The organism is Mesorhizobium sp. M7A.F.Ca.CA.001.08.2.1, from assembly GCF_003998455.1.
In the GTDB taxonomy this organism is placed as follows: domain Bacteria; phylum Pseudomonadota; class Alphaproteobacteria; order Rhizobiales; family Rhizobiaceae; genus Mesorhizobium; species Mesorhizobium ciceri.
Genome location: NZ_RZPW01000526.1, coordinates 1 through 4,551, shown reverse-complemented (window position 1 = coordinate 4,551; position 4,551 = coordinate 1). Strand labels below are relative to the sequence as shown.

Annotated in this window: 2 protein-coding genes and 1 pseudogene; all 3 read left to right on the top strand. The window is 65.4% G+C overall.

All coding sequences use genetic code 11. The annotated features are described in order from the left end of the window. The first annotated feature begins 201 nt into the window (after positions 1–201). Complete coding sequence (locus EN914_RS25430; protein ID WP_024504764.1) at positions 202–2,634, top strand: glucan 1,4-alpha-glucosidase; 2,433 nt, start codon at positions 202–204, stop codon at positions 2,632–2,634. Positions 2,635–2,668: 34 nt separating this feature from the next. Continuing rightward, the gene (gene gnd / locus EN914_RS25425) at positions 2,669–3,682 is read left to right on the top strand and encodes a phosphogluconate dehydrogenase (NAD(+)-dependent, decarboxylating) (RefSeq protein ID WP_024504765.1); all 1,014 of its coding nucleotides are present in this window, start codon (positions 2,669–2,671) and stop codon (positions 3,680–3,682) included. A gap of 22 nt (positions 3,683–3,704) precedes the next feature. After that, positions 3,705–4,551 (top strand): annotated as a pseudogene (locus tag EN914_RS25420) (glucose-6-phosphate dehydrogenase); the annotation flags it as partial.

The window sequence follows — 4,551 nt, the reverse complement described above, 5'->3', positions numbered from 1 at the left end:
CCATGGTTGTGATTTGCGCCGGTGACCCGCCGCACTGGCGGTTTTTTCGTTTGCTGCTCCGTCAGCGCAGGCGAAAGCTCCGAAGAAACCCGTTGGCCCTAGTTCGTTGCCCTGCCGTCGGCCCGCCGATCAACTTGCGGTGCAATGATTGTAAAGGGTTCGCGTCATGGTCTAGGGAGGAGGCCAGGAGACCGAAACAGAATGCCAGTGACGCCAAACGTTGCTCCGGGCGCCCCGGGAATTCCGGCGCGCTGGACGTCAAGCGCCAAGAGCGGCGTCGGAACGTCGCTTTCGCCGGCCGGCCGGATCTGGTTCACGATCAGCCACGGCATCCTCAACGAAATCTACTATTCGCGCGTCGACAGTGCCTGCACCCGCGACCTCGGCCTGATCGTCACCGGCGCCGCCGGCTATTTCTCGGAAGAGAAGCGCGATGCCACGCACAGCATCGAACCGTTCGAGGACGGCGTACCCGCCTACCGGCTGGTCAACACGGCGAACGACGGCGCCTGGCGGATCGAAAAGCGCATCCTCGCCGATCCGGCGCGCCCGGCGCTGCTGCAGGAGATCACCTTCACGGCGCTGAGGGGCGCCGCTGACGATTATCGCGTCTACGCGCTTCTGGCGCCGCATCTGGTCAATGCCGGCATGGGCAACACCGCCTGGGTCGGCGAGCACGAGGGAAAGCCCGTGCTGTTCGCCTCGGGGCGCGGCTCCTGCCTGGCGCTGGCCTCGTCGCTGCCCTGGCGGACCGGCTCGGCCGGCTATGTCGGTTTTTCCGACGGTTGGCAGCAACTGCACAACACAGGCGAGCTCGATGCTGCATACCAGCGGGCCGAGGACGGCAATGTCGCGCTGACCGGCGAGATCGGCTTTTCCGCGGCCAGGACCAAGGCTTTGCTGGCGCTGGGATTTGGCGCGACGCCCGAGGAGGCTGCGGAACATGCTTTCGCCAGCCTGAAGCAGGGTTTTGAACCCGCGGCGAACTCTTACCTCCAGAACTGGCGCAACTGGCAAAAGGGCTTGCTGCCGCTCGACCGGCACGCGGTGCCCGGGACCAACTTCTATCGCGTCTCGACGGCGGTACTGGCGACGCACCGGTCGATCGCCACACCGGGCGCCGCGGTCGCCAGCCTGTCGATCCCGTGGGGCTTCGACAAGGGCGACGACGACCTCGGCGGCTACCATCTGGTCTGGCCGCGCGATCTGGTCGAGACGGCCGGCGGCTTTCTTGCTGCCGGCGACGCCGCCTCGGCGTTGCAAATCCTCGACTATCTCGGCTCCATCCAGCAGCCGGATGGCCACTGGCCGCAGAACGCCTGGCTCGACGGATCGGCCTATTGGCCCGGCATCCAGATGGACGAATGCGCCTTTCCGCTGCTGCTGGCCGAAGCTTTGCACCGCGCCGGCCATTTGCCGCACGCCAGGCTCGCAGTCTTTCTGCCGATGATCGAGCGCGCCGCCGGCTTCGTCGTGCGCAACGGGCCGGTCACCGGCGAGGACCGCTGGGAAGAGGATGCCGGCTACAGCCCGTTCACGCTCGCCGTCGAAATCGCCGCACTGCTTGCCGCAGCCGACCTGCTCGACGCCTGTGGCAAGCCGGACGCGGCGACCTATCTGCGCGAGACATCAGACGTCTGGAACGACCAGGTCGAGCGCTGGACCTACGTCACCGGCACGGCGATCTGCGGTCAAGTCGGCGTCGAAGGCTACTATGTCCGCATAGCACCACCCGACAGCGCCGAGGCCGGTTCGCCGAAGGACGGCTATGTCCCGATCAAGAACCGGCCACCCGGCGACACCAACCGGCCGGCCGAGCAAATCGTCAGTCCGGATGCGCTTGCACTTGTCCGCTTCGGCCTGCGGGCGGCCGACGACCCGCGCATGACAGACACGGTCAAGGTCATCGACGCGCAATTGCGCTGCGATCTGCCGCAAGGGCCGCTCTGGTATCGCTACAACGGCGACGGCTATGGCGAGCATGAAGATGGCGCACCTTTCGACGGCACCGGCCAGGGTCGCCCCTGGCCGCTGCTGGCCGGCGAACGCGCCCACTATGAGCTGGCGGCCGGGCGTAGGGAAAAGGCAGCCAGCCTGCTGGCAGCGCTGGAAGGCTCGGCCGGACCGGGCGGCCTGTTGCCGGAGCAGGTCTGGGACGGCGCCGATATGCCGGAGCGCGAACTGCTGCACGGCCGCCCCTCGGGCAGCGCCATGCCGCTGGTCTGGGCGCATTCGGAGCATATCAAGCTGTTGCGCTCGCTGCGCGACGGCGCGGTCTTCGACATGCCGCCGCAAGGCGTCAAGCGGTATATCGAGGCCAAGACAGTGTCGCCGTTCCGGACATGGCGGTTCAACAACAAGATCCGCACGGTCCCGGCCGGCAAGACACTGCGCGTCGAACTGTTGGCTCCGGCTACAGTCCATTGGAGCACCGACAACTGGGCGACCGCCCACGATAGCCAGACGGTGGAGAACGATTTCGGCATCCATCTTGCCGATCTGGCCGTCTCTGGCCTTCCCAAGGGAAGCACGCTGACCTTCACTTTTTTCTGGCCCGGGGCCGGCGATTGGGAGAATGTCGACTTCTCCGTCATCTCAGGCGACCAGGACAGCCAGCAGACCTTCCCTCGATAACCCCGCAAATCTCCTAGAAAACAGGGACGAAACCATGCAGATCGGAATGATGGGACTGGGCCGGATGGGCGCCAACATGGTCCGGCGCCTGATGCGCGACGGCCACGAATGCGTCGTCTACGACATCAACCCGGCCAGCGTCGCGGCCCTGGTGACCGACGGCGCGTCAGGGGCGGCCTCGATGGAAGAATTCATCGGCAAGCTGGCCAAGCCGCGCTGTGTGTGGCTGATGCTGCCGGCGGCGATCACCGGCAGGATCATCGACCAGGTGGCGGCCCTGATGGAGCCCGGCGACATCGTCATCGACGGCGGCAATTCCTATTATCACGACGCCGTCGACCAGGCCGCGAAACTGGCCGGCAAGGGCATCCATCTTGTCGATGTCGGCACCAGCGGCGGCGTCTGGGGCCTGGAGCGTGGCTACTGCCTGATGATCGGCGGTCCCGACGTGGCGGTGCAGCACCTCGATTCGATCTTCGCCACGCTGGCGCCGGGCGCCGATGCCGGCTCCAATCCGTCCAGGGATGCCGGGACCGCGCCCTTCGGCTATCTGCATTGCGGACCGAGCGGCGCCGGCCACTTCGTCAAGATGGTGCACAACGGCATCGAATATGGCGTCATGGCCGCCTATGCCGAAGGCATGAACATCCTGAAATCGGCCAATGCAGGCAAGCGGCAACGGACGGCGGACGCCGAGACCAGCCCGCTGGAAAACCCGCAATACTACCAGTTCGACATCGACCTTCCCCAGGTGGCCGAGGTCTGGCGGCATGGCAGCGTTATCGGCTCCTGGCTGCTCGACCTGACGGCCGGCGCCTTGAAAAGCGATCCGAGCCTGGTGAATTTCGGCGGCCGCGTCTCGGATTCCGGCGAAGGACGCTGGACGCTGAAGGCGGCCATCGACACCGGCGTACCGGCTCCGGTGCTGTCCTCGGCGCTGTTCGACCGCTTCTCCTCGCAGGGCGAATCCGAATTCGCCGACAAGCTGCTCTCCGCCATGCGCTATGCCTTTGGCGGCCATGTCGAGAAGCCGAAGGCCGGCAAGTGAGGACAGCGGGGGAGACACGCGCATGAGCCAGGAACGGTCCGACACGCTGGTGCTCTTCGGGGCAACCGGCGACCTCGCCCACAAGAAGATATTTCCAGCCCTTTACCAGATGGTCGCCAAGGGCACGCTTACCGAACCGGTGATCGGCGTCGCCTTCGATGCCTGGGACCTCAAGCAATTGCAGGCGCGCGCACGTGACGGCATCGTCAATGCGCTCGGCAAGATCGACGAAAAAGCGTTCGCCAAATTCGCCTCGCTGCTGCGCTACGTCAGCGGCGACTACCGCGACGGAGCGACGTTCGAGAAGCTGAAGAGCGCGCTCGGCACCGCACAGCGGCCGCTGCACTACATGGCGGTGCCGCCGACCATGTTCGAGACCGTCGTCCAGGGGCTGGAGCAGTCGGGCACCGCGCATGGCGCGCGGCTGATGGTGGAAAAGCCCTTCGGTCACGATCTGCAATCGGCGCGCTGGCTGAACCGGGTCCTGCATCTGGTGTTCGACGAGCAGTCGATCTTCCGCATCGACCACTACCTGGGCAAGGAAGCGATCCAGAACCTGCTCTATTTCCGCTTCGCCAATTCCTTCCTCGAGCCGATCTGGAACCGCAACTACGTCGAGAGCGTGCAGATCACCATGGCCGAGGATTTCGGCGTCGAGGGACGTGGCCGCTTCTATGACGATGTCGGCTGCATCAGGGACGTCATCGAGAACCATCTGCTCAACATCCTGTTGCTGCTTGCCATGGAGCCGCCTGTCGGCCGCTCTGCCGACGATCTGATCGACGAAAAGGTGCAGGTGCTGCGCGCGATCAGGACGCTGACCAAAGACGATGTCGTGCGCGGCCAGTTCACCGGCTATCTCACTGAAC

Coding starts and splice junctions, on each gene's coding strand:
- gnd (WP_024504765.1), top strand. CDS start 2,669: ATGCAGATCGGAATGATGGGACTGGGCCGGATGGGCGCCAACATGGTC.
- EN914_RS25430 (WP_024504764.1), top strand. CDS start 202: ATGCCAGTGACGCCAAACGTTGCTCCGGGCGCCCCGGGAATTCCGGCG.